Below are 22,102 nucleotides of genomic sequence, written 5' to 3'. Positions count from 1 at the left end.
AGATCGGCGTCAGCTCGCGGTGAAGCGCCAGGGCAGCGACGCCGCATCCAGGCGTCCCTGCTCCCACGCGAAGGCGCGGCCGGCCTCGGTGCCGAGCACACGCGTCTGGAACAGTTGTGCGGATCCACCAGACGCCAGCGCCGACTCCGCGTCGGCGAAGACAGACAACTGGTGCAGGGTGATCCAGGTCGGCGGGAACAGCACCCAGTCGCCTGCTGCGTGGTGCACCAACGCCTGCGCCGGACTCACCCACGCCGTCTCGGCCACCTCATCGGCGGACGGCACCGGGTCGTCGCCGGGGGCCATCGCCAGGAAGAACCACGTGCGAATGCGGGTGGGCGCCTCGAGCGGCGGGCGCCATTCGGAGAGCGGCACGAGACCGTCGACGGACAGACCGACCTCCTCCATGGTCTCGCGGATGCCGGCACGCCGCGCGTCTTCGGTCTCGCTCTCCCCTGGCCGCCGATCGGCGGCCTCGACCTTGCCACCGGGGAAGACCCAGGCGCCCGCGAACGACCCTCGATCGGGACGCCGGATGAGCAGCACCTCGAATCCCGGATCGGCGGCTCGCAACAGCACGACGGTGCCGGCAACCGGCAGGGAGTCGTCGGGTGAGGTCACTCCGTCACTCTACGGCGCGCTGAGTTGCTGAGCGCCCGCAGGATGGCGCTCACGGCGGAACGACAGCAGCGCGATCAGCAGCCCCGCCACCGCCAGCGCGGCCCCCGTCCACGCCGGAGCGGTGAAGCCCCAGCCGACCGCGATGACGACGCCGCCGAGGAACGCACCGAGACTGTTGCCGATGTTCAGCGCCGAATGGTTCATCGCCGCGGCGATCGACTGGTTGTCGCCGGCGACATCCATCAGCCGGGTCTGGATGGTCGGGCTGAGCACCGACGACACGAAACCGACCACGAGCACCAGCAGGCTCAGGCTGATGATCCAGAACGACAGGAGGGCCAACAGTGCGAAAACCCCTGCCATGGCGGCGAGCCCGATCAGCAGCGTGCGCCGGAGATCGATGTCGGCGAGATGACCGCCGACCAGGTTTCCCGCCGTCATGCCGATACCCATGAGCACCAGGACGATCGGCACGACCCACTCGGGTGAGCCTGCGACCTCGGTGACGAGAGGAGCGATGTAGCTGTACACCGCGAAGAAGCCGCCGAACCCGATCGCACCCACGCCGAGCGTGAACCACACCTGCGGGATACGGAACACTCCGAGCTCCTGTCGCATCGTGCGACCAGGCGATCCCGGATGCGGCGGCACGAAGAACGCGATGCACAGCGTCGCGAGCGCGAAGACCAGGGCGACGACCGCGAACGCCGCGCGCCAGCCGAACTGCTGGCCGAGGAAGGTGCCCAGCGGCACTCCGACGACGTTGGCGACCGTGAGACCCGTCAGGATGAACGCGACGCCCTTGGCCCGGTTTCCGGGGCCCATCACGTCGGCCGCGACGAGCGCGCCGATGCCGAAGTAGGCGCCGTGCGGGAGGCCAGCGAGGAACCGCGAGGCGCCGACGAGCTCGAACGTGGGCAGCACCACCGTGAGCGCGTTGAACACCGTGAGCGCGAGCGCCAGCACGATCATCACGCGATGGCGCGGGTACCGCGCGACGAACCCGGCGATGGTCGGGGCGCCGATCACGACGCCGAGCGCATACAGCGAGATCAGCCAGCCGGCCTGGCTCAGCGCGTCCGGCCGGCTCGAGTCCCAGAGCGAGGGAAGAAGGTCGGCGGCGACGTCGGGCAGCAGGCCCATGACGACGAACTCGGTCATGCCGATGCCGAAGCTGCCGATGGCGAGGGAGAGGAGCGCCCTCTTCGCCGCACCCCTCGTTTCAGTCGAGGGATTCACCGGATCAGCTTAGCGGCCGGCGACGGGCGACTGAGCCCGTCGGTCAGCCGTCATGAAGACATCCACCGCGTCCTGCTGATCGAGGATGAACCCGTGCCGCTCGTACAACCGCCTCGCCGGACTGCCCTGCAGCACATTGAGACGGTACAGAACAGGTTCTTCCAAGATCGCCTCGAGGACCCGCGTCCCGATTCCGAGGCCCTGATGCGAGGTCGCGATGTAGAAGTGCTCCAACCAATGTGCGTCGCCTTCGCGCCGGACGGCGACGCATCCGATGTCCTCTCCGTCCACGACGATGATCCGCGTCGCCGCCGGATCGAACGCGTCGCGGAACCTCTGCCGGACGCGGACGTCGTCGTAACGCCCGAGTCTCTCCAGATCTGATCGGAGGACGACGGCCCGAAGCTCCGCGAGCCCATCGACGTCGCTCAGGACTGCGTCGCGCAGACACACCGCCGGAACGGGCCGAACATCATCCATCGGACTCCTCGATCGCCGCCTCGAGACGCTCGATCTTCGCGTCGAGCTCGCCCGAGTATCCGGGGCGGATGTCGGCCTTGAGCACGAGCGAGACCCGCGAGCCGAACGGCATGACGGCCTCGGTCGCCCGCTTGACGACGTCCATCACGGAATCCCAGTCCGGCCCCTCGACCTCGGTGAACATGCTCGTCGTACGGTGCGACAGGCCGGATTCGCGGACGACGCGGACGGCCGCGGCGACGGCGTCGTGGACGGAGTCGTCGGTGCGCTCGGATCCATCGGCGGGCGCACCGCTCGGGGCGACGGAGAAGGCGATCAGCATGGTTTCACTCCTTGATTTTCGAACGGTGGTTCTTCGAACGGTGGTGGTCGACCGGCACCCGCACGAGCGCACGGATTCCGACGACGAGCAGGACGAGCAGGAGCACGTTCCGCAGGGTGAGCACCAGAACCGGCAGCAGCTCGGCGCGGAGCAGGGCGTCGTAGCCGAGCGGATACACGAGACACGTCAGCGCGCAGAGGGTGAGCACGATCGTGGCCGGCACGCGAGCCCGAAGACCGTCGATGACGAGCCACAGGATCACCGGGGCCAGCAGCCAGGTCTGGAACTGCGGGGACCCGACCTTGTTGGTCACGATGAGGGCGACCACGAGCGACAGCGCCAGCGGCGGGAACAGTCGCGGGAAAGACGCGCCTTGCCATGCCTTGAACGCCCCGAGCACCACGACCAGTCCCACGACGACGACCATCAGCGGAGTCAGCAGCGCGGTGACGCCGTCCACCCCTGGCGCGCTGATCTGGAAGGTCAGGATCTCGAAGCTGTACTCGATGCGCGCGGCGCCGGCCACAGCGAGCCAGAGGAAGGGCGTGGCGGCGGCCGCCTCGATCTGCAGCCCCCGACCGGTCTGCTCGGTGAGGAACCCGAAGATCTCGGTGTCCGCTCCCAGCAGCACCAGCACCACGATGACCCCGGCAGTGACGGCAGCGGCAGCCAGCAGCATCCGGATACGCGCCTTGGCCGCGACGATCGCCGCCAGCACCAGGGCGCCCGGCCAGATCTTGATCCACGCGCCGACCGTCAGGAGCGCGGCCGCGACGACGGGCCGCGACGCGAACCAGAGGCCGCCGATGACGGCGATCGGCACCGTGACGGCGTCGATGCGGTAGATCGCAATGGGGCCGAGCAGCAGGAGTGCGGCGCACCAGAACCACGCGGCGATGCGGCGAGGTCTCGAGGTCGCGTGCCCGACGAGCACGGCGAAGGCGATCGCGTCCAGCACCGTCACCAGCACGGCCCAGGCCACGAGATAGGCCCCGGAGACGCCGAGCAGCGGCACGAGCGGCGTCGCCAGCAGCTTCGTGATCAGCATCGGCACCAGCGCGAGCTGCGGATAGACCCAGGTTTCGGTCACACCGACGATCGCCCCGCCGCCGAGCGCCGACGACGCCCACGGCTCGTAGACGAGCACGACATCGCCCATCGGCTGACTGGGATACACCCACCCCATCGAGACGGTGAGGACGTGCGCGAGGAGGAATGCGCCCCAGAGCACGGCGGTCCTGCCCGTTCGTGCTCGCCTCACGCGAGGACGTCCGCGACGGCGAGCGGGAGAGCATCGGCGACGTCCATCGCGACGATCGGATGTCCGGATGCTCCGCCGAGCGCACCGGCCGCGATCCGTGCCGCGTGGCCGTGCAGCCAGACTCCCGCTGCAGCCACCTCGATCAGCGGAGACCCGGGATTCGCGGCGACCACGGCGCCGAGCACGCCGGCGAGGACATCACCGGTCCCCGCGGTCGCCAGCCATCCGGTGCCGGCTTCCACGGCGACGACCGTGCCCTCCGGGTCGGCGATCAGCGTGCGGGCCCCCTTGAGCAGCACCGTGCCACCGATCTTCGCGGCCACCTACGCTGCTTCCTCAGCACGGTCGTCGTCCGAGGCGGGGACGCGGAGCCGTTCCCTGAGCCTCGCGAACTCTCTGGCATGCGGAGTCACGAGGAACGGGGCCCGGGTTCCCGGAGCGAGGTCCAGCGCACCTGCATCGATGATCACGGGCACCGATCCCGCGAGGATCTCCCGCAGCGCCACGGTCTCGGCATCGCTGCGTTCCGCGGGGTCGGTGCCGGAGCCGATCACCCAGGCATCGACCCGCGACGAACCGGTATCGCCCGCCGCGACGGTTTCCGGCCTGCGTGCCAGCACCGCAGCGCCGACCCGATCGGTACCGACGTACCGCACGAATCCCGCGCCCGCCCGCCACGCCGCCTGGACACCGAGCACGGCCGCTCCGGGGTACGCGGGCGAACCGGTGCGCAGCGCGACCACTCCGCGAGAGTATTTGTCGTCGTCCTGCGACGGCGCGCGGAAGAATCGCGCGGCATCGTTGCGTGACCACTCGCGCACCTCGACCATGACTCCACGTTAGTGCGACGGCCCGCGGTGCACCTGCGTGGGGGTAGCGTCGAACGGTGAGTCTTCTCTTCTCCCCTCTCAGCATCCGATCCGTCACTTTCCGCAACCGCCTCTGGGTCTCGCCCATGTGCATGTACAGCGCCGTCGACGGGGTCGTGCAGGAATGGCATCACACGCATCTGGCGCAGTTCGCCTCGGGAGGGGCAGGACTGATCGTCGCGGAAGCGACGGCGGTCGTACCCGAGGGACGCATCTCGCCGCGGGATGCCGGGCTGTGGAACGACGAGCAGCGCGACGCCTGGGCGCCGATCGTGCAGACCATCCACGACCGCGGCGCTGTCGCCGGCATCCAGCTCGCGCATGCCGGCCGCAAGGCGTCGACCTGGTGGCCGTGGGCGCCCGCTCGCGGCTCGGTGCCCGCCGCGGAAGGCGGATGGATCACGACCGCGCCGTCGGCAGTCGCGTTCGACGGCTTCGCCGAGCCCGCAGCCCTCGACGCCGCGGGGATCGACCGCATCGTCGACGCCTTCGCCGCATCGGCGCGACGAGCGCTGGATGCCGGCTTCGACGTGCTCGAGCTGCACGGAGCGCATGGCTACCTGCTGCACCAGTTCCTCTCGCCGCTGTCGAACCGACGTGACGACGAGTACGGCGGTTCGCTGGAGAACCGCGCACGGTTGCTGCTGCGGGTCGTGGGCGCGGTCCGCGCCGAGGCCGGAGACGACGTACCCCTCTTCGTGCGCATCTCGGCGACCGACCATGCGGACGGCGGCTTCACCGCCGAGGAGGCCACGAGCGTCGGCGAGTGGGCAGCCCAGCGCGGTGCCGACTTCATCGATGTCTCCAGCGGCGGTCTGGTCGCTCATCAGCAGATCAGCGTCTTCCCCGGCTACCAGGTACCGCTGGCCGAGACGGTCCGCCAGGGCGGCCGCATCCCCGTGTCTGCGGTGGGGCTCATCACCGCAGCCGAGCAGGCGGAGCGGGTGCTCGTCGACGGCGCGGCCGATGCGATCTTCGCCGGACGCGAATGGCTGCGCGACCCGCACTTCGCGCTGCGTGCCGCGCACGAGCTCGGCGCCGAGGTCGCCTGGCCGCCGCAGTACGACCGGGCCCGCTGGCGCTGACACCCGCCCGACCGCACACGACGAAGGCCGCCGTCCCCTCACGGGAGCGGCGGCCTTCGCGTCGGATGCCGTCCGGATCAGCGACCGCGGATGCGACGGGTCGCGTCCTGCACCTCTCCGACGAGCTCCTCCAGGATGTCCTCCAGGAAGAGCACCGCAGTGGTGCGCCCCTCGATGTCACGCACCTTCGCGAGGTGGCGGCCCGCCCGGCGCATCAGCGCCAGAGCATCCTCGAGGTCGGTGTCCTCCTGCACGGGCACCATGTGGTGGATGCGCTTCGCCGGGATCGGCTCCACCATCTTCACGGCGGAGTTCGGCCCCTCGGACGCCCGCAGGATGTCCTTGAGGTGCACGTAGCCGACCGGGACGGCATCCGCGTCGACGATCACGTAGCGCGAGAATCCGTAGCGGGCCACGGCCTTCTCGATGTCGTCCGGCGTGGTGGACTGCGGCAGGGTGACGAGGTCGCTCAGCGGAACGGCGACGTCGCGCGCCTTCTTATCGGTGAACTCGACGGCCGCGGCCACCGTCCCCGCGGTGTCGGACAGCACGCCCTCGCGGCGGGACTGATCGACGATCGTCGCCACCTCCTCGAGGGTGAACGTCGAGGCCGCTTCGTTCTTCGGCTCCACCCGGAACAGGCGCAGCACGCCGTTGGCCGCCGCGTTCAGCACCCAGATCACCGGCATGAACACCTTCGACACCCAGACGAGCGGAGCGGCGAGGATCAGCACCGCGCGATCCGGCACCGAGAACGCGAGGTTCTTCGGCACCATCTCGCCGAACACCACGTGCAGGAACGAGACGATCAGCAGCGCGATCACGAACGACACAGCGTCCACGACACCGTCCGACCAGCCGAACGCGTGCAGCGGCGTGGCGAGCAGGTGATGGATGGCTGGCTCGGAGACGTTCAGGATGAGCAGCGAGCAGATCGTGATGCCGAGCTGCGACGTCGCGAGCATCAGCGTCGCGTGCTCCATCGCGTAGAGCGCGGTCTTGGCTGCGCGCGAGCCCTGCTCGGCGCGCGGCTCGATCTGCGAGCGCCGCGCGGAGATCACCGCGAACTCGGCGCCGACGAAGAAGGCGTTCGCGACGAGCAGCACGACGAGCCAGGCAAGTCCTCCCCAGTCGTTCATCGGGTGGCCACCTCTCCTGGTTCAGACAGTCTCGGAACATAGCGGACGCGGTCGACGCGCCTGCCGTCCATCCGGACGACCTGGAGGATGCCGCTGTCGACCGACACCTCATCGCCGACCGATGGCACCCGCTCGAGCAGGCTCATCACGTACCCGCCGACCGTGTCGTAGACGTCGCCCTCGGGCACGACGACGCCGGCGCGGCGGCGCAGCTCGTCCGGACGGAGTTCGCCCGGGAAGGTGACGCCGTCGGTGGTGCGGATGATGCCCGCCCTCGTGCGGTCGTGCTCGTCGGAGACCTCGCCGACGAGCTCTTCGATCAGGTCCTCGAGTGTCACGAGACCGGCGGTGCCGCCGTACTCGTCGACCACGACGGCGAGTTGATACCCGCGGGCGCGGAGCTCGGAGATCAGACCGTCGACGTGCACGGTCTCCGGAACGCGGAGCGCATCGGTCGCGAGGGCGCCGACCGGGACCTCCGTGCGCCGCTCACGCGGCACCGAGATCGCGGCCTTGAGGTGCACGACGCCGGAGATGTCGTCGAGATCGTCGTCGTAGACCGGGAAGCGGCTGTGGCCGGTGCGGCGGGCCAGCTGAATGACATCCTCGGCGGAGTCGCCGGCGGCGAGCGCGTGCATGCTGGGTCGCGCCGTCATCACGTCGGCGGCGCTCAGGCGCGAGAACGTCAGCGTGCGGTCGAGCAGGCTCGCGGTGTCCTCCTCGAGGAGTCCGGCATTCGCCGAACGGCGCACCAGCGACGACAGCTCCTCGGCGCTGCGCGCACCGGAGAGCTCTTCCTTCGGTTCGATGCCCATGCTGCGCAGCACGCCGTTGGCGCTGCCGTTGAGCACCACGATGGCGGGCTTGAACACCGTCGTGAAGGCGACCTGGAAAGGGATGACCAGCTTCGCGGTCTGCCGTGGCAGAGCGAGCGCGAAGTTCTTCGGCACGAGTTCACCGAGGATCATCGAGAGCACGGTCGCGAGGAACATCGCCAGGACGGTCGCGATCGGGCCGACGGCCGCCTCGGGGATGCTCCAGGCCTGCAGCGTCGGTCCGAGGAGGTTCGACAGCGCCGGCTCCATCGTGTAACCGGTGAGGAGCGTCGTCAGCGTGATGCCGAGCTGCGCCGATGACAGGTGGGTCGACGTGTGCTTGAGCGCGCTGATGGTGAGCGAGAGGCGGGACTCGCCTCGTGCCTGTCGTGCTTCGAGATCGGCTCGGTCGAGATTGACCAGTGCGAACTCGCTCGCGACGAAGAGGCCGGTGCCGATCGTGAGCAGGAGCCCCACGCCCAACATGATGTAGTCCATCAGCGGTTCCTCTCCGGTGAGAGAGGCGGACAGTGGGGCGATGTACTGCAACTGGGAGGGTCGTCCATTATGCCGACGATTCTACAGAACTCGGATGGGAGTTCGACCGGGCAGCGGCAGGAGACTTCAGCGCCGCCGTCGCCGGGTCGGGTCGGTCAGCCAGGGGTAGCTCGGCGGTGAGGCGTTGTAGATGCTCGTGCCCGGCGGGACGATCTCATCCAGGCGATCGAGGGTCGCATCGTCGAGCACCAGGTCGGCGTTCTCGAGCGCGGCATCGAGCTGTTCCATCGTCCTCGGGCCGATGATGACCGAGGTGACGGTGCGATGGGCGAGCGGGAAGGCCACGGCCAACGCGGGGAGGGAGACGCCGATCCCGTCGGCGACCTCGACGAGCTGCTCCACGATGTCGAGCTTGCGGGCCGTCGTGGGATCGGTCGGATCGAACCAGGCGGGACGCAGCGCCGAGCGACCGGCGCTCTCGACCTCCACGCCCTTGCGATACCGCCCCGTGAGGAATCCGAATGCGAGGGGACTCCAGGTGAGCACTCCCATGTCGAGCCGCTCCGCCACGGGGAGCACTTCCGCCTCGATCCCCCGATCGAGGATGTTGTAGGGCGGCTGCTCGGTCCGGAAGCGCATCAGGTGGCGTTCGCGAGCGACCTGGTCGGCGTGCACCATCTCGTGCGCGGGGAAGGTCGAGCTGCCGAACGCACGGATCTTGCCCGCGCGGACGAGGTCGGTCAGCACCCCGAGGGTCTCCTCGATGTCGGTGTCCCAGTCCGGACGGTGCACCTGATAGAGGTCGATGTAGTCGGTGCCGAGCCGGCGCAGGCTCGCTTCCACGGCGCGGATGAGGTAGCGCCGAGAATTGCCGCTCGTGTTGGGCGCGGGGTCGTCGTCCAGCGGGAAGTGCCCCTTCGTAGCGAGGACGACGTTGTCTCGCCGTCCCTTCAGCGCCTTGCCGACGATGATCTCGGACTCGCCCGTGGAGTACATGTCTGCGGTGTCGACGAAGTCGATGCCACGATCGAGGGCCGAGTGGATGATGCGGACGGAATCGTCATGATCGCCGTTGCCGATGAAGCCGAACATCATCGTGCCGAGGGCGAACGGCGAGACCGAGATACCGGTGCGTCCGAGGAGTCGGTGGGGAAGCATACGGTCTTTCTACCAGCTGACCGGCAGGGCCTTGCCCTCTTCGTACCCCGCGGCGGACTGCAGGCCCACGAGCGCGCGATCGTGGAACTCGGGCACAGACGAGGCGCCCGCATACGTGAACGACGACCGCACCCCCGAGGTGATCATGTCGAGCAGGTCCTCCAGGCCGGGGCGCAGCGGATCGAGGTAGATCTTCGACGACGAGATGCCTTCGGCAAAGAGTTCCTTCCGGGCGCGCTCGTACGCGTCCAGGCGACCGAAGCGCGCCTGCACCGCCTTGGTCGAGGCCATCCCCCACGATTCCTTGAAGATGCGCCCGTCGGCATCGCGCTGCAACTCCCCCGGCGCCTCGATGGTGCCGGCGAACCACGAGCCCACCATGACGGATGCCGCGCCGGCAGCGAGCGCAAGCGCCACGTCGCGCGGATAGCGGACGCCGCCGTCCGCCCACACGTGTGCGCCGAGTTCGGCCGCCGCCTGCGCCGTCTCCCGCACAGCCGAGAACTGCGGGCGTCCGACGGCGGTCATCATGCGCGTCGTGCACATCGCACCGGGACCGACCCCGACCTTGAGGATCGTGGCGCCCGCATCGACGAGATCGCGCACCCCGTCAGCGGTGACGATGTTGCCGGCAACGATCGGCAGGCCCAGATCGAGTTCCGACACGGCGCGCAGCGCGCGCAGCATCCCCTCCTGGTGGCCATGCGCGGTGTCGACCACCAGAACATCGACGCCCGCACCGGCGAGAGCCTTGGCCTTCGCTGCGACGTCTCCGTTGATCCCGACGGCCGCCGCGACGGCCAGGCGCCCATCGGCGTCGAGCGCGGGTCGATACAGCGTCGAACGCAGGGCGGTGCGGGCACTCAGGGTTCCCACGAGGTGTCCGTGATGGATCACCGTGACCATCTCGACGCCCGCGTCGGTGATGACGTCGAACGCGTGCCGTTCCGAACCGATGTCCTCGGCGTCGATCGACGGCACGCCCGTGTGGACGAGGTCGCCGAGCTGCGCATCCGGGAGTGCCGTCGCGAGCCTCGTCGCCGGCAGGATGCCGAGCACGCGGCCCACATCGATCGGCGCGGTCCCCCGCGCGACGACGATGCCATGCCCCGCGGTCGGCGGAAGGAGGCGGAGAGCATCGGCGACGGAGGCCTCGGGCGGGAGCACGATGGGCGTGTCCCAGAGCACCGGCTGCGCCTTCACATCGCGGATCGCGGCATCGAGATCCTGCAGAGGGAGGTCCTGCGGGAGCACGCCGAGACCGCCCCGCCGAGCAAGCACGGCCGCGAGCCGGGGGCCTGTCACGGAGTTCATGTTCGACGCGATCAGCGGCAACGTCGCCGGGGTGCCGTCCTGCGGGGCCAGGTCGACCTGGAGACGGCTGGTGATCGCGGATCGCCGCGGCACCAGGAAGACATCCGAATAGGTCAGATCGACGGTCGGCTGTGCACCTGAGAACTCCATGTCTCCACGGTACCCAGATCGCCGCGCGGACGGGCATGTGGTTCGACGACTCGCGGAAGGAAACACGTTAGGCTGGGTAGTCGAGAGTGTGCGGACCCGGGCGCATCCCGCGCCGTCGTCTGCACAGAGTGCTTCAGTGACGAAAGAGGGCGATCGAGAGTGTCGAACCAGGTGACCGGCGTCGGGGGCGACGGGGGGTTCGGAGCCAATTCCTGGCTCGTCGAAGAGCTCTATGAGCAGTTCAAGGAGAACCGCGACTCGGTCGACAAGGAGTGGTGGCCGATCCTCGAGAAGTATCACTCGGACGTCTCCGGCACAGCCGCCCCCGCGGCATCCGCCCCGGCGTCGAGTCCCGCGGCTCCTGCACCCGCTGATCCGGCGCATCCCGTCACCGCGCCGATCCCGGTGATCGGCTCGCAGCCCGTCGCGCGCACGACCACGAAGCCGGCGGCCGCAGCCCCCATCCCGGCCCAGGCTCCGAAGCCCGCGGCGAAGGAAGCCGTCGATGCGGCAGAGGAAGACAAGGTCACCCCGCTCCGCGGACTGCCCAAGACCCTCGCCGCGAACATGGACGAGTCTCTGACCGTCCCGACCGCGACCAGCGTGCGCACCATTCCGGCGAAGCTGCTGATCGACAACCGCATCGTCATCAACAACCACATGGCGCGCACCCGCGGCGGCAAGGTCAGCTTCACCCACCTCATCGGCTGGGCCCTGATCCGCACCCTCGACGAGTTCCGCAGCCAGAACGTGTTCTACGCCGAGATCGACGGAAAGCCATCCGTCGTCGCCCCGGCCCACGTCAACCTCGGCATCGCGATCGATCTGCCCAAGCCCGACGGCACGCGCGCACTCATGGTGCCGAGCATCAAGCGCGCCGACACGATGAGCTTCACCGAGTACCTGTCCGCGTACGAAGACCTCGTCACCCGCGCCCGCAACAACAAGCTGACCGCGGCGGACTTCCAGGGCACCACCGTCTCCCTGACGAACCCGGGCGGGATCGGGACCGTGCACTCGGTGCCCCGACTCATGAAGGGTCAGGGCTGCATCATCGGCGCCGGCGCCCTCGAGTACCCGGCGGAGTTCCAGGGCGCCAGCGCGAGGACGCTCAACGAGCTCGCCATCGGCAAGACCATCACGCTCACCAGCACCTACGACCACCGCGTCATCCAGGGCGCCGGCTCGGGCGAGTTCCTCAAGAAGGTGCACGAGCTGCTCATCGGGCAGCGCGGCTTCTACGACGACCTGTTCGCCGCGCTGCGCATCCCCTACGCGCCGATCCGCTGGAACCCCGACATCGCCGTCGACCTCGCCGAGCGCGTCGACAAGCAGTCCCGCGTGCAGGAGCTCATCAACTCCTTCCGCGTGCGCGGCCACCTGATGGCCGACATCGATCCGCTGGAGTACGTGCAGCGCTCGCACCCCGACCTCGAGATCGAGAGCCACGGCCTCACTTTCTGGGACCTCGATCGGGAGTTCGTCACGGGTGGCTTCGGCGGCCGACGCGTCGCGAAGCTGCGTGACATCCTCGGCGTGCTCCGCGACTCGTACTGCCGCACGCTCGGCATCGAGTACATGCACATCCAGGATCCGGAGCAGCGGCGCTGGTTCCAGGAGAAGGTCGAGGTCAAGTACCAGAAGCCTGGCCACGACGAGCAGCTCCGCGTCCTCCGCAAGCTGAACGAGGCCGAGGCCTTCGAGACCTTCCTGCAGACGAAGTTCGTCGGCCAGAAGCGCTTCTCGCTCGAGGGCGGCGAGTCCCTCATCCCGCTGCTCGACGAGATCCTTCAGGGTGCGGCGACCGCCGGACTCGAGGGTGCGGCGATCGGCATGGCCCACCGCGGTCGACTGAACGTGCTCACCAACATCGCAGGCAAGACGTACGGCCAGGTGTTCCGCGAGTTCGAGGGCACGCAGATGCCCGGCAACCAGCGCGGTTCGGGCGACGTGAAGTACCACCTCGGCACCGAGGGCACGTTCGTCGCCGACGACAAGTCCGAGCTGCCCGTGTACCTGGCGGCCAACCCGTCGCACCTCGAGACCGTCGACGGCGTGCTCGAGGGCATCGTCCGCGCCAAGCAGGACCGCAAGCCGATCGGCACCTTCGCCTGGCTCCCGATCCTCGTGCACGGCGACGCCGCGTTCGCGGGTCAGGGTGTCGTGGTCGAGACCCTGCAGATGTCGCAGCTGCGCGGGTACCGCACGGGTGGAACCATCCATGTCGTCGTCAACAACCAGGTCGGCTTCACGACCTCCCCCAACGACGGACGCAGCTCGGTCTACGCCACCGACGTCGCCAAGACGATCCAGGCACCGGTGTTCCACGTGAACGGCGACGATCCGGAGGGCGTCATCCACGTCGCGCAGCTCGCGTTCGAATACCGCGAGCGCTTCCACCGCGATGTGGTCATCGACCTCGTCTGCTACCGCCGCCGCGGTCACAACGAGGGCGACGACCCCTCGATGACCCAGCCGCTGATGACCGACCTGATCCAGGCGAAGCGCTCGGTCCGCAAGCTCTACACCGAATCGCTCGTCGGTCGCGGTGACATCACCGAGCAGGAGTACGACGAGGCCAAGGCCGACTTCCAGAACCGTCTGGAGATCGCGTTCGCAGAGACGCATGCCGCCGAGACCGGCGCCACGCCGATCGCTCCGGATGTTCTTCCGGTCGAGGAGCAGACGGGTGCACCCGACATCACCGGCGTCCCCGGCGAGGTCATCCAGCTCATCGGCGATGCCTTCGTGAACAAGCCCGAGGGCTTCAGCGTGCACCCGAAGATCCAGCAGCTGCTCGACAAGCGTCTCGACATGAGCCGCAACGGCGGGATCGACTGGGGCTTCGGCGAGCTGCTGGCGTTCGGCTCGCTCCTCGTCGAGGGCACGCCCGTGCGTTTCGCAGGGCAGGATGCTCGACGCGGCACCTTCGTGCAGCGTCACGCCACCCTCCACGACCGGGCGAACGGCCAGGAATGGCTGCCGCTGTCGAACCTGTCCGACGCGCAGGGACGCTTCTTCATCTACGACTCGCTGCTCAGCGAGTACGCCGCCCTCGGATTCGAGTACGGCTACTCGGTGGAGGCCCCTGAGGCCCTGGTGCTGTGGGAGGCGCAGTTCGGCGACTTCGTCAACGGCGCCCAGTCGGTCATCGACGAGTACATCTCGGCCGCCGAGCAGAAGTGGGGACAGCAGTCCAGCGTCACCCTGCTGCTCCCCCACGGCTACGAGGGCCAGGGACCGGATCACTCCTCGGCCCGCATCGAGCGGTTCCTGCAGCTGTGCGCGCAGGACAACATGATCGTCTCGCGCCCCTCGACGCCCGCGTCGTACTTCCACCTGCTGCGTCGTCAGGCCTACGCCCGCCCGCGCAAGCCGCTGATCGTCTTCACGCCGAAGGCGATGCTGCGACTGCGCGGCGCGACCAGCCCGGTCGAAGCCTTCACGCAGGGCCGTTTCGAGCCGGTCATCGACGACGACCGCGGTCTCGACCGCAACGCCGTCACGCGGGTGCTCGTGCACTCCGGCAAGGTCCACTGGGATCTGCGGGCCGACCTCGAGAAGAAGCCGAACCCGCAGGTGGCGCTGGTCCGCATGGAGCAGCTCTACCCGACGCCGATCGACGAGCTGAAGGCGATCACCGACTCGTACCCGAACGCCGAACTGGTGTGGGTGCAGGAGGAGCCGGAGAACCAGGGTGCCTGGCCGTTCCTCGCTCTCGCCTTCGCCGACGTGCCCGGCGACCGCTCGTTCTGGCCCGTCGCGCGCTCCGCGTCGGCTTCCCCGGCGACCGGTTCGTCCAAGGTGCACGCCGCCGAGCAGGCGACACTGCTGCGCGAGGCGCTGACCACCACCTGATCCCGCACGATGAGAGGGAGCCCCGGCTTCGGCCGGGGTGCCCTCTCTCGTTTCCGTCTCAGCCGGCGACGAGCGGTTGCCGCGCGAGTCCGAGATCGGAACTCAGGTGTCCGCGCGCACGCTCCAGCGCCGCGGCATCCGCTCCGGATGCCGCCAACACGAGGAGGGCCGCACCGAGAACCGGCGGTGCGTCGACGACATGCAGGCGCGTTTCCGGTGCGTGCTCCGCGAGTCCCGAGCGGATGCCGGTCAGCAACAGCGGATCGCGACCCCGCGCAACTCCGCCGCCGAACAGCACCGGCACCTCGACGCCGTGCAGATCGAGGCGCGTGACGCAGGCGCGGACGAAGGCCACGACCTCGTCGACCTGCCGCTGCACCACGCCTTGGGCGACCGCATCGCCTGCAGCGGCCGCCTCGAACACCAGCGGAGCAAGACCGGCGAAGCTGTCGTCGCCACGGCGACCCAGGTGCACGTCCTCGATGAGCTCGGCTACGCTGGACGCGCCCAGAGCCTCCAGGAGGAGATTCACCAGAGCGGTCGCGGGTCCGCGACCGTCTTCGGCACGGGCCGCGTGCCAGACGACGGCGTCGCCGAGCTCGCTGCCTCCGCCCCAGTCGCCAGACAGTGGTCCGAGGGCCGGGAAGCGAACCTCGGCACCGTCTCCGCGGACTCCGATCGCGTTCATGCCGGTGCCGCAGATCACCGCGATCGCGTCGGGCGCATCCGTTCCTGCGCGCAGCAGCGCATGCAGGTCGTTCTCGACGATGACATTGCCGTCAGCCCAGGGCAGGCCGGCGATCGCCGAGCGGAACACCTCGAACTCCTCGGCGAGGTCGAGGCCCGAGAGGTACAGGCCGACCTGCACGAGATCGCGGAGATCCCGGCCCTCGAGCGCGCGCCCGACCAGTTCGTCGATCACACGCACCGACTCGGCGAGGCCCTCGATCTGCGGGCTCGACCCGGTGCCCCGCTCCCAGGCGAGGACCTGTCCGTGGGTATCGAGGAGGACCACATCGGTCTTGGATCCGCCGCCGTCGACCGCGAGGACGAACGAGGAACCCGATGGGGCGGTCACGCCCACTCCAGGAACGGCGCGTTCGCGGCCAGCAGCAGATCGGTGAGCTTCTCGGCGCGGTCATGCTGCAGCACGAGCGGGTGCGAGCGCATCGCGCGCAGCACCTTGTCGCGCCCGCCATGGATGGCCGCGTCGAGCGCGAGCCGCTCATAGCCGGCGACCGCGCTGATCAGCCCGCTGATGTCATCCGGCAGCGCCGAGACGGGCTCGGCGACGAAGCGTCCGTCGACATGCCGTGCCGGAACCTCGATGACATGGTCGTCGGGAAGGAAGGGCAGCACGCCGTCGTTGCGGAGGTTGACCACGCGCGGCACGTTCGTCTCGCCGCGGATCGCGATCAACAGCTCGATCGCGGCCTCCGAGTAGAAGGCGCCGCCGCGCTTCTCGAGGATCGCGGGCTTCGTGTCGACGCTCGGGTCGGCGTAGAGGCCGAGCAGCTCCTGCTCGATCGCGCGGACCTCCTGCGCCCGAGTGGCGTTGTGCAACTGCTCGTGCAGCACCTCGTCGTGCGCGTAGTAGTACCGCAGGTAGTACGACGGGATCACGCCGAGCTGTGCGAGCAGCGCCGGTGCGAGCTCGACCGTCTCCGCGAGTTCGCCGAGTCGCGTGTCGAGGGCCTTCGGGAGCTGGTCGACTCCGTCGATGAAGACACCACGCTCCCAGGTGAGGTGGTTCAGGCCGACGTGCGCGAGCGCCACGCGATCCGCCTCGACGCCCGCTTCCTCGGCGAAACGACGCTGGAACCCGATGGCGACGTTGCACAGCCCGACCGCCCGGTGGCCCGCCTGCAGCAGTGCGCGCGTGACGATGCCGACCGGGTTCGTGAAGTCCACGATCCAGGCGTCCGGCTTGGCGTGCTGGCGTACAGCCTCCGCGATGCGCAGGACGACGGGAACGGTGCGCAGGGCTTTGGCGAGCCCGCCGGGGCCCGTGGTCTCCTGCCCGATGCAGTCGACGTCGTGCGGCCAGCTCTCGTCCTGCTCGCGCGCGTCCTGGCCGCCGATCCGCAACTGGATCAGCACGGCATCAGCGTCACTCACTCCGGCGACGAGGTCTTGCGTGGTGATCAGCCGCGCGGGATGTCCGCCCTTTGCAAGCATCCGCCGCGAGACGGCGCCGACGAGGTCGAGCCGCGACCGATCGGTGTCGACGAGCACGATCTCCTCGATCGGGAGCTCGCGCTGCAGTCGGATGAAGCCGTCGATCAGCTCCGGGGTGTAAGTCGATCCACCGCCGACGATGGCCAGTCTCATCTGTTCTCCTTGTTCATGTTTCGTCCGCCCGAGGTTCGGGCGTCAGTCTGTGGGGATGTGCTCTTCGAGGCGGATGCGGATCTGCTCCACGAGCAGTCGTCGTGCGCCGACGAGCACCGCGCTCTCGCCGGTACCGCTCAGACGGATGACCGGTGCCGGTCGTTCGCCGATGGCGGCTCGTGCAGCGACGAGCTCGGCGAGCAAGGCTCCGCCGGCGAGGCTGGTCGGACCACCGAGCACGATCATGGCGGGATCGAGGACGACGAGCACCGGTTCGATCGTGAGAGCGATGCGTTCGGCGACCGTGCGCATCGCCGCGGCGTCATCGGCCAGCGCCAGGACGTCACGCGGGTAGCTCCCCCGCGGATTGCCGAGGAGGGAGAGGATCACCTGCGAGCCGAGCAGGTCTGTGGTCACCGCGCCCGGATCACCGGTACCGGCCGACACGGTGAGGTAGCCCAGTTCGCCCGCGCTGCCGTGCGCGCCGCGATGGATGGTGCCGCCGAGATCGACGCCGACACCGAGGCCGACGCCGACCCAGAGGAACGCGAAGCTGTCGACATCCTGCGCGACGCCCACCGCGCGCTCCGCCATGGTGGCCAGGTTGACGTCGTTCTCCAACGTCACCGAGACGCCGAGGGCCGTCTCGATGCGCGACCGCGACCCGGTCGACGGCCAGCCCGGGAGCGAATCCGTCAGCGACAGTTCGTCCCTATCACGGCTGACCGCGGCCTGGACGCCGACCGTGACCGCTTCCACGGTCGCGCGATCGGATCCGGCTGCGGCACAGGCGGCCTCGACCGCTCTCCCGATGTCCGTCTCCGGTGAGCGCCGCTCCCCCGCCACCGGAAGATCGACGATCGGGTGCTCGATACCCGTGGCATCGACGAGGACGGCTTGGATGCTGTCGTCGAGCATGTTCACCGCGACACCGTTCACCCGGTCGCCGCGCACTCCCCAGCTCACTGCGCTCGGTCCGCGACTGCCCGCGACCTCACCGACCGGCGTCACCAGATCGGCGCGCTCGAGGCGCGCGATCATCTGTGTTGCCGTCGGCTTGGACATGCCGGAGAGCTCGCCCAGCCGAGTGCGGGTGAGGGGCCCGTGGTCGAGGAACAGACGCAGCGCTTCCCGATCGTTGCGGGTGCGCAACCAGGACGACGTTCCAGGGTCGATCTGTGACATGGTGCTCCTTCCGAGGCGAGCGGGTGTGAGGGGACGGGGATGCGGTCAGGTGGTGATGCCGAGTTCGTGGCGGACTTCGTCGCGGAGGCGGCCGAGGTTGTCGGGCTCGGGCGCGGCACCGAGGAGTGTCTTCGTGTACTCGTGCTGCGGGTTCAGGATGACCTCGTCCGCGGGACCGCGCTCCACGACATCACCCTTGTAGAGGACCATGATCTCGTCACTGAAATGCCGCGCCGTCGCGAGATCGTGCGTGATGTAGAGGACGCCGAGGTTCTCCTCGCGTTGCAGATCGGCGAGGAGGTTCAACACCCCCAACCGGATGGAGACGTCCAACATGGAGACGGGTTCGTCGGCGACGATGAACCGCGCCCCCGGGGCAAACGCGCGGGCGATCGCGACACGCTGCCGCTGTCCGCCCGACAGTTCGTGCGGGCGGCGTTCCGCGAAGCTCTCCCCCGGCGTGAGCCGCACCCGCTCGAGCAGTTCGATCGCGCGCTCGCGCACCTGCCCGCTGGACAGTTGCGGGTGGTGCAGGCGGATCGGACGCTCCAAATGATGCACGATCGTGTGGAACGGGTTCAACGACGCGAACGGGTCCTGGAAGACCATCTGCACGTCCCCGCGGTAGCGCTCGAGGGCACGCCCCCGAGTCCCGGACGGTTTGCCGTCGAGCAGGATCTCCCCCGAGGTCGGCGTCTCGAGCTTCATCAGCATCCGCGCGATCGTCGACTTCCCCGACCCCGACTCCCCCACCAGCGCGACGGTCTTCCCCGGCTCCAACGTGAACGACACGTCTTTCACCGCATGCAACGTGGTGGTCTTGAACCCGGACCGCAGGTGGAAGTCCTTGGTCAGATTCCGGGCCTCCAGCGTGCCCGTGCCGCGCGCGGCATCCGTCTTCGCCTCCGTTGTGGTGCTCATCGGGTCCCCTCCTGGCTCACGCCCGTGCGGACGAAATCTCCGCGTTCGCCCCGAAGTGACGGGAAACTCGACAACAGCTTCTTCGTATAGGCGTGCTGCGGGGTGCGGTAGATCTCCTCCGCCGTGCCCTGCTCCACGATCTCCCCCTGCAACATGATCGCGATCCGATCACTGATCTCGATCAACATCGGCAGATCATGCGTGATGAAAATCACCGCGAACCCCAACCGCTCCCGCAACCGCATGATCTCCCGGATGATGCCCCGCTGCACCACGACATCCAACGCCGTCGTCGGCTCATCCATGATCATCACCTGCGGATCCAACGCCAACGCCATCGCGATCATCATCCGCTGCCGCATCCCCCCCGACAACTCATGCGGGAAACTCGTCAACCGGGACGGGTCCACCCCCACCAACGTCAGCAGCTCCTCGGCGCGCTCCGTCTTCGCCTTCCGCGACATCCCGGGCCGGTGCGTGTCGAAAATGTCGAAGATCTGCGCCCGCACATCGATCACCGGGTTCAACGAGTTCATCGCCCCCTGGAACACCATCGAAATCTTGTCCCACCGAAACGCCCGCAAACCCTCCCCATCCAAACCCACGATGTCAATGTCATGGCCGTCACGGTCATGGAACACGATCTCACCACTGGTCATCAACGCGGGAGCCTTCAGCAACCTGTTCATCCCATACGCGAGGGTCGTCTTCCCACACCCCGACTCCCCCGCCAACCCCAGGATCTCCCCCCGATTCAACGTCAACGACACACCACGCACCGCCCGCACCGGCGGATCCACCTCATACTCAATCGACACATTCGTCGCGGTCAACACCGGCTCACTCATGCGACCGCTCCCTCTCCACCGATGCCGCGACCCGCACGACGTGCCTGCCGTTGCCGACGCGCGGCAACCGGCACCAGACGCAGCTTGGGGTTCACGATCTCGTCGATCGCGAAGTTGATGAGCGACAGCGCCGTGCCGATCAGGGCGATGATCGCACCCGGTGGCACGAACCACCACCACGCGCTGCTTCCCACGGCCTGACCGGTCTGGGCGTCGTTCAGCACGGTCCCCAGAGTGATCGAACCCGTCGGCCCCAGTCCCAGATATGACAGGCCGGCCTCGCCCAGCACGGCGAAGATCACGCCGAAGATCAGTTGCGCCGCCAGCAGGGGCACGAGGTTCGGGAGGATCTCGACGAAGATCACGCGCAGCGGTCGCTCGCCGGCGACGACAGAGGCCGCCACATAGTCCCGCGTGCGCAGCGACCGCGCGGTGCCACGCAGCACCACCGCCGACCCCGCCCATCCGGTGATGCCGAGCACCAGCGCCACCAGCAGGGAACTGCGCGCGAGCGCGCCCAGCCCTTCGGTGTGCTGCACGTAGGCCGCGATGACCATCACCAGCGGTAGACCGGGGATCACGAGCATGATGTTGGTCGCGAGCATCAGCACCTCGTCGAGCGCACCACCGAAGTAGCCCGCCAGCACACCGAAGAGCAGCGCCAGCAGCAGGGCGACCAGCCCCGCGACCGCGCCGACGAACAGAGAACCCTGGGTACCGGTCGCGACCTGTGCGAGCACATCGAAGCCCAGCTTGGTGGTGCCGAGCGGATGCTCCGGGCTCGGCGGCAGCAGCGGGTCGAACCCGGCGTCGCGCGGGTTGCCCAGCAGCAGCGGTCCGATCAGGCCGAAGAGGACGATCGCTCCGAGGAGCACGATGCCGGTGAGGAGCTTGCCCGACATGCGCGGGAAGACCTTCCGGCGGCGGCCCGAGTTCGAGACGGCCACGGCATGCGTGGACTCGGCGGGAGCATCAATCAGATCAGCCATCGCGGCGCACCCTCGGGTCGATGAATCCATAGAGAAGGTCGATGAGGAAGTTCGCCGCCAGCACGGTCAGTGTGATGACGAGGAACACCCCCTGCATGAGCGCATAGTCGAGCCCCTGCACGGACTGGATCATCAGCTTGCCGATGCCCGGGTAGCTGAACACCTGCTCCGTGACGATCGACCCGGCCACCACGAATCCGAGAGCGATGCCGAATCCGGCGAGGCTCGGGATCGAGGCGTTTCGCGCGGCGTACGCGTTGCGGATGCGGGAACGGGTCAGGCCCTTCGCCTCCGCGGTGAGGACGTAGTCCTCCGCCATCGTCTGCACCATCATGTTGCGCATGCCGAGCAGCCAGCCTCCGATGGAGGAGATCACGATGGTCGCCGCGGGCAGCAGGGCATGCAACAGGGCGCTTCCGAAGAACGCCGGACTCCACTCCGGGCCCGCGGGGAACTCGAAGACGTCGTACCCGCCGATGATCGGTAGCAACCCGAGCTGCACGGAGAACACCGCGACCAGGACGAGCGCGAGCCAGAAGTACGGGATGGACTGCAGGAACGTCGTGATCGGGACCAGCTGGTCGACCCAGGTGCCCCGCAGCCAACCCACCCAGGCCCCGGCGAGGATGCCGAGGACGAACGAGATGATGGTCGCCGCTCCGACGAGCGTCACCGTCCACGGCAGAGCCGCGGCGATGAGCTCGCCCACTGGGGCCGGGTATCGGGTCGAAGAGATCCCGAGATCACCGTGCAGCAACCGACCCCAGTAGGCGAGGTATTGATCCCACAGGGAGGATCCCTTCTCTGCTCCGAGGATCGAGGTGATGGCCTTGACCGTCTCCTCGGACAGCGGCCGGCCGCCGTTCGCGCGCCGGAGCTTGCCCAACATGATCGCGGCGGGATCGCCGGGAAGCATCCGGGGCAGCAGGAAGTTGAGAGAGATCGCGGCCCACAGCGTGATGACGTAGAACCCGATGCGTCGCATCCAGAACTTCATGAGGGCCTCCTCTCGGTGGATC

The 22,102-nt window shown here is 68.6% G+C and carries 18 protein-coding genes and 1 pseudogene; 2 read left to right on the top strand and 17 right to left on the bottom strand.

Annotated features, from left to right (window positions below; translation table 11 throughout):
- Positions 1 to 9: 9 nt before the first annotated feature.
- From V5D55_RS13895 to V5D55_RS13870, 6 genes and pseudogenes are all read right to left on the bottom strand, one after another.
- Entirely contained in the window at positions 10 to 621 is a 612-nt protein-coding gene (locus tag V5D55_RS13895) for an NUDIX hydrolase (RefSeq protein WP_435743982.1), read from the bottom strand.
- A gap of 9 nt (positions 622 to 630) precedes the next feature.
- Positions 631 to 1,860, bottom strand: coding sequence for an MFS transporter (locus V5D55_RS13890; RefSeq protein WP_435743979.1), 1,230 nt, complete (start codon positions 1,858 to 1,860; stop codon positions 631 to 633).
- Between the two features lie 9 nt (positions 1,861 to 1,869).
- Entirely contained in the window at positions 1,870 to 2,340 is a 471-nt protein-coding gene (locus tag V5D55_RS13885) for a GNAT family N-acetyltransferase (RefSeq protein WP_435743977.1), read from the bottom strand.
- The gene (locus V5D55_RS13880) at positions 2,333 to 2,662 is read right to left on the bottom strand and encodes a thiamine-binding protein (RefSeq protein ID WP_435743974.1); all 330 of its coding nucleotides are present in this window, start codon (positions 2,660 to 2,662) and stop codon (positions 2,333 to 2,335) included. Before V5D55_RS13880 ends, V5D55_RS13885 begins: the two co-directional genes overlap by 8 nt.
- Positions 2,663 to 2,666: 4 nt before the next feature.
- Positions 2,667 to 3,893, bottom strand: coding sequence for a hypothetical protein (locus V5D55_RS13875; protein WP_435743972.1), 1,227 nt, complete (start codon positions 3,891 to 3,893; stop codon positions 2,667 to 2,669).
- A gap of 26 nt (positions 3,894 to 3,919) precedes the next feature.
- Positions 3,920 to 4,753, bottom strand: a pseudogene (locus V5D55_RS13870) (NAD(P)H-hydrate dehydratase).
- Between the two features lie 56 nt (positions 4,754 to 4,809).
- On the opposite strand from V5D55_RS13870, the gene V5D55_RS13865 reads away from it, so the two are divergent.
- Positions 4,810 to 5,877, top strand: coding sequence for an NADH:flavin oxidoreductase/NADH oxidase (locus V5D55_RS13865; protein WP_435743970.1), 1,068 nt, complete (start codon positions 4,810 to 4,812; stop codon positions 5,875 to 5,877).
- Between the two features lie 77 nt (positions 5,878 to 5,954).
- Here the strand turns inward: V5D55_RS13865 and V5D55_RS13860 are convergent, their stop codons facing one another.
- The 4 genes from V5D55_RS13860 to V5D55_RS13845 all read right to left on the bottom strand — a co-directional run bounded on the left by V5D55_RS13860 (position 5,955) and on the right by V5D55_RS13845 (position 10,951).
- On the bottom strand, positions 5,955 to 7,016 hold the full coding sequence (locus tag V5D55_RS13860) for a hemolysin family protein (RefSeq protein ID WP_435743968.1): 1,062 nt from the start codon (positions 7,014 to 7,016) through the stop codon (positions 5,955 to 5,957).
- Positions 7,013 to 8,329, bottom strand: a complete 1,317-nt coding sequence (locus tag V5D55_RS13855; protein ID WP_435743966.1) for a hemolysin family protein — start codon at positions 8,327 to 8,329, stop codon at positions 7,013 to 7,015. Before V5D55_RS13855 ends, V5D55_RS13860 begins: the two co-directional genes overlap by 4 nt.
- Positions 8,330 to 8,455: 126 nt before the next feature.
- The gene (locus tag V5D55_RS13850; protein WP_435743964.1) at positions 8,456 to 9,487 is read right to left on the bottom strand and encodes an aldo/keto reductase; all 1,032 of its coding nucleotides are present in this window, start codon (positions 9,485 to 9,487) and stop codon (positions 8,456 to 8,458) included.
- A gap of 9 nt (positions 9,488 to 9,496) precedes the next feature.
- Positions 9,497 to 10,951 carry a GuaB1 family IMP dehydrogenase-related protein gene (locus V5D55_RS13845; RefSeq protein ID WP_435743962.1) on the bottom strand — a complete coding sequence of 485 codons (1,455 nt, stop codon included), beginning with the start codon at positions 10,949 to 10,951 and terminating at the stop codon, positions 9,497 to 9,499.
- 159 nt (positions 10,952 to 11,110) lie between these two features.
- On the opposite strand from V5D55_RS13845, the gene V5D55_RS13840 reads away from it, so the two are divergent.
- On the top strand, positions 11,111 to 14,809 hold the full coding sequence (locus V5D55_RS13840; protein WP_435743960.1) for a multifunctional oxoglutarate decarboxylase/oxoglutarate dehydrogenase thiamine pyrophosphate-binding subunit/dihydrolipoyllysine-residue succinyltransferase subunit: 3,699 nt from the start codon (positions 11,111 to 11,113) through the stop codon (positions 14,807 to 14,809).
- A gap of 58 nt (positions 14,810 to 14,867) precedes the next feature.
- Here the strand turns inward: V5D55_RS13840 and V5D55_RS13835 are convergent, their stop codons facing one another.
- The 7 genes from V5D55_RS13835 to V5D55_RS13805 are packed head-to-tail and all read right to left on the bottom strand — an operon-like array spanning position 14,868 to position 22,080.
- Positions 14,868 to 15,887 carry an N-acetylglucosamine kinase gene (locus V5D55_RS13835; RefSeq protein WP_435743957.1) on the bottom strand — a complete coding sequence of 340 codons (1,020 nt, stop codon included), beginning with the start codon at positions 15,885 to 15,887 and terminating at the stop codon, positions 14,868 to 14,870.
- Positions 15,884 to 17,140 (bottom strand): 6-phospho-beta-glucosidase, encoded by a 1,257-nt coding sequence (locus V5D55_RS13830; protein ID WP_435743955.1) that lies wholly within the window; start codon positions 17,138 to 17,140, stop codon positions 15,884 to 15,886. The genes V5D55_RS13835 and V5D55_RS13830 overlap by 4 nt, the downstream gene beginning before the upstream one ends.
- A gap of 42 nt (positions 17,141 to 17,182) precedes the next feature.
- The gene (locus V5D55_RS13825) at positions 17,183 to 18,325 is read right to left on the bottom strand and encodes an ROK family transcriptional regulator (protein WP_435743953.1); all 1,143 of its coding nucleotides are present in this window, start codon (positions 18,323 to 18,325) and stop codon (positions 17,183 to 17,185) included.
- 45 nt (positions 18,326 to 18,370) lie between these two features.
- Positions 18,371 to 19,246 carry an ABC transporter ATP-binding protein gene (locus V5D55_RS13820; protein WP_435743951.1) on the bottom strand — a complete coding sequence of 292 codons (876 nt, stop codon included), beginning with the start codon at positions 19,244 to 19,246 and terminating at the stop codon, positions 18,371 to 18,373.
- Complete coding sequence (locus tag V5D55_RS13815; RefSeq protein ID WP_435743949.1) at positions 19,243 to 20,094, bottom strand: ABC transporter ATP-binding protein; 852 nt, start codon at positions 20,092 to 20,094, stop codon at positions 19,243 to 19,245. Before V5D55_RS13815 ends, V5D55_RS13820 begins: the two co-directional genes overlap by 4 nt.
- Complete coding sequence (locus V5D55_RS13810; RefSeq protein ID WP_435743947.1) at positions 20,091 to 21,083, bottom strand: ABC transporter permease; 993 nt, start codon at positions 21,081 to 21,083, stop codon at positions 20,091 to 20,093. The genes V5D55_RS13815 and V5D55_RS13810 overlap by 4 nt, the downstream gene beginning before the upstream one ends.
- Positions 21,076 to 22,080: an ABC transporter permease gene (locus V5D55_RS13805; RefSeq protein WP_435743944.1), complete on the bottom strand. Its 1,005-nt coding sequence runs from the start codon at positions 22,078 to 22,080 to the stop codon at positions 21,076 to 21,078. The genes V5D55_RS13810 and V5D55_RS13805 overlap by 8 nt, the downstream gene beginning before the upstream one ends.
- Positions 22,081 to 22,102 lie beyond the last annotated feature (22 nt).

This window comes from Microbacterium sp. PMB16 (assembly GCF_051294855.1).
Classification (GTDB): Bacteria; Actinomycetota; Actinomycetes; order Actinomycetales; family Microbacteriaceae; genus Microbacterium.
The sequence above is the reverse complement of the archived record's forward strand: the minus strand, read 5'-3'. Positions and strand labels throughout refer to the sequence as shown.

What these genes read in the sequence shown, in the direction of transcription:
- V5D55_RS13885 (WP_435743977.1), bottom strand. Translation starts at nt 2,340, where the DNA reads ATGGATGATGTTCGGCCCGTTCCGGCGGTGTGTCTGCGCGACGCAGTC.
- V5D55_RS13880 (WP_435743974.1), bottom strand. Translation starts at nt 2,662, where the DNA reads ATGCTGATCGCCTTCTCCGTCGCCCCGAGCGGTGCGCCCGCCGATGGA.
- V5D55_RS13860 (WP_435743968.1), bottom strand. Translation starts at nt 7,016, where the DNA reads ATGAACGACTGGGGAGGACTTGCCTGGCTCGTCGTGCTGCTCGTCGCG.
- V5D55_RS13855 (WP_435743966.1), bottom strand. Translation starts at nt 8,329, where the DNA reads ATGGACTACATCATGTTGGGCGTGGGGCTCCTGCTCACGATCGGCACC.
- V5D55_RS13850 (WP_435743964.1), bottom strand. Translation starts at nt 9,487, where the DNA reads ATGCTTCCCCACCGACTCCTCGGACGCACCGGTATCTCGGTCTCGCCG.
- V5D55_RS13845 (WP_435743962.1), bottom strand. Translation starts at nt 10,951, where the DNA reads ATGGAGTTCTCAGGTGCACAGCCGACCGTCGATCTGACCTATTCGGAT.
- V5D55_RS13830 (WP_435743955.1), bottom strand. Translation starts at nt 17,140, where the DNA reads ATGAGACTGGCCATCGTCGGCGGTGGATCGACTTACACCCCGGAGCTG.
- V5D55_RS13825 (WP_435743953.1), bottom strand. Translation starts at nt 18,325, where the DNA reads ATGTCACAGATCGACCCTGGAACGTCGTCCTGGTTGCGCACCCGCAAC.
- V5D55_RS13820 (WP_435743951.1), bottom strand. Translation starts at nt 19,246, where the DNA reads ATGAGCACCACAACGGAGGCGAAGACGGATGCCGCGCGCGGCACGGGC.
- V5D55_RS13815 (WP_435743949.1), bottom strand. Translation starts at nt 20,094, where the DNA reads ATGAGTGAGCCGGTGTTGACCGCGACGAATGTGTCGATTGAGTATGAG.
- V5D55_RS13810 (WP_435743947.1), bottom strand. Translation starts at nt 21,083, where the DNA reads ATGGCTGATCTGATTGATGCTCCCGCCGAGTCCACGCATGCCGTGGCC.
- V5D55_RS13805 (WP_435743944.1), bottom strand. Translation starts at nt 22,080, where the DNA reads ATGAAGTTCTGGATGCGACGCATCGGGTTCTACGTCATCACGCTGTGG.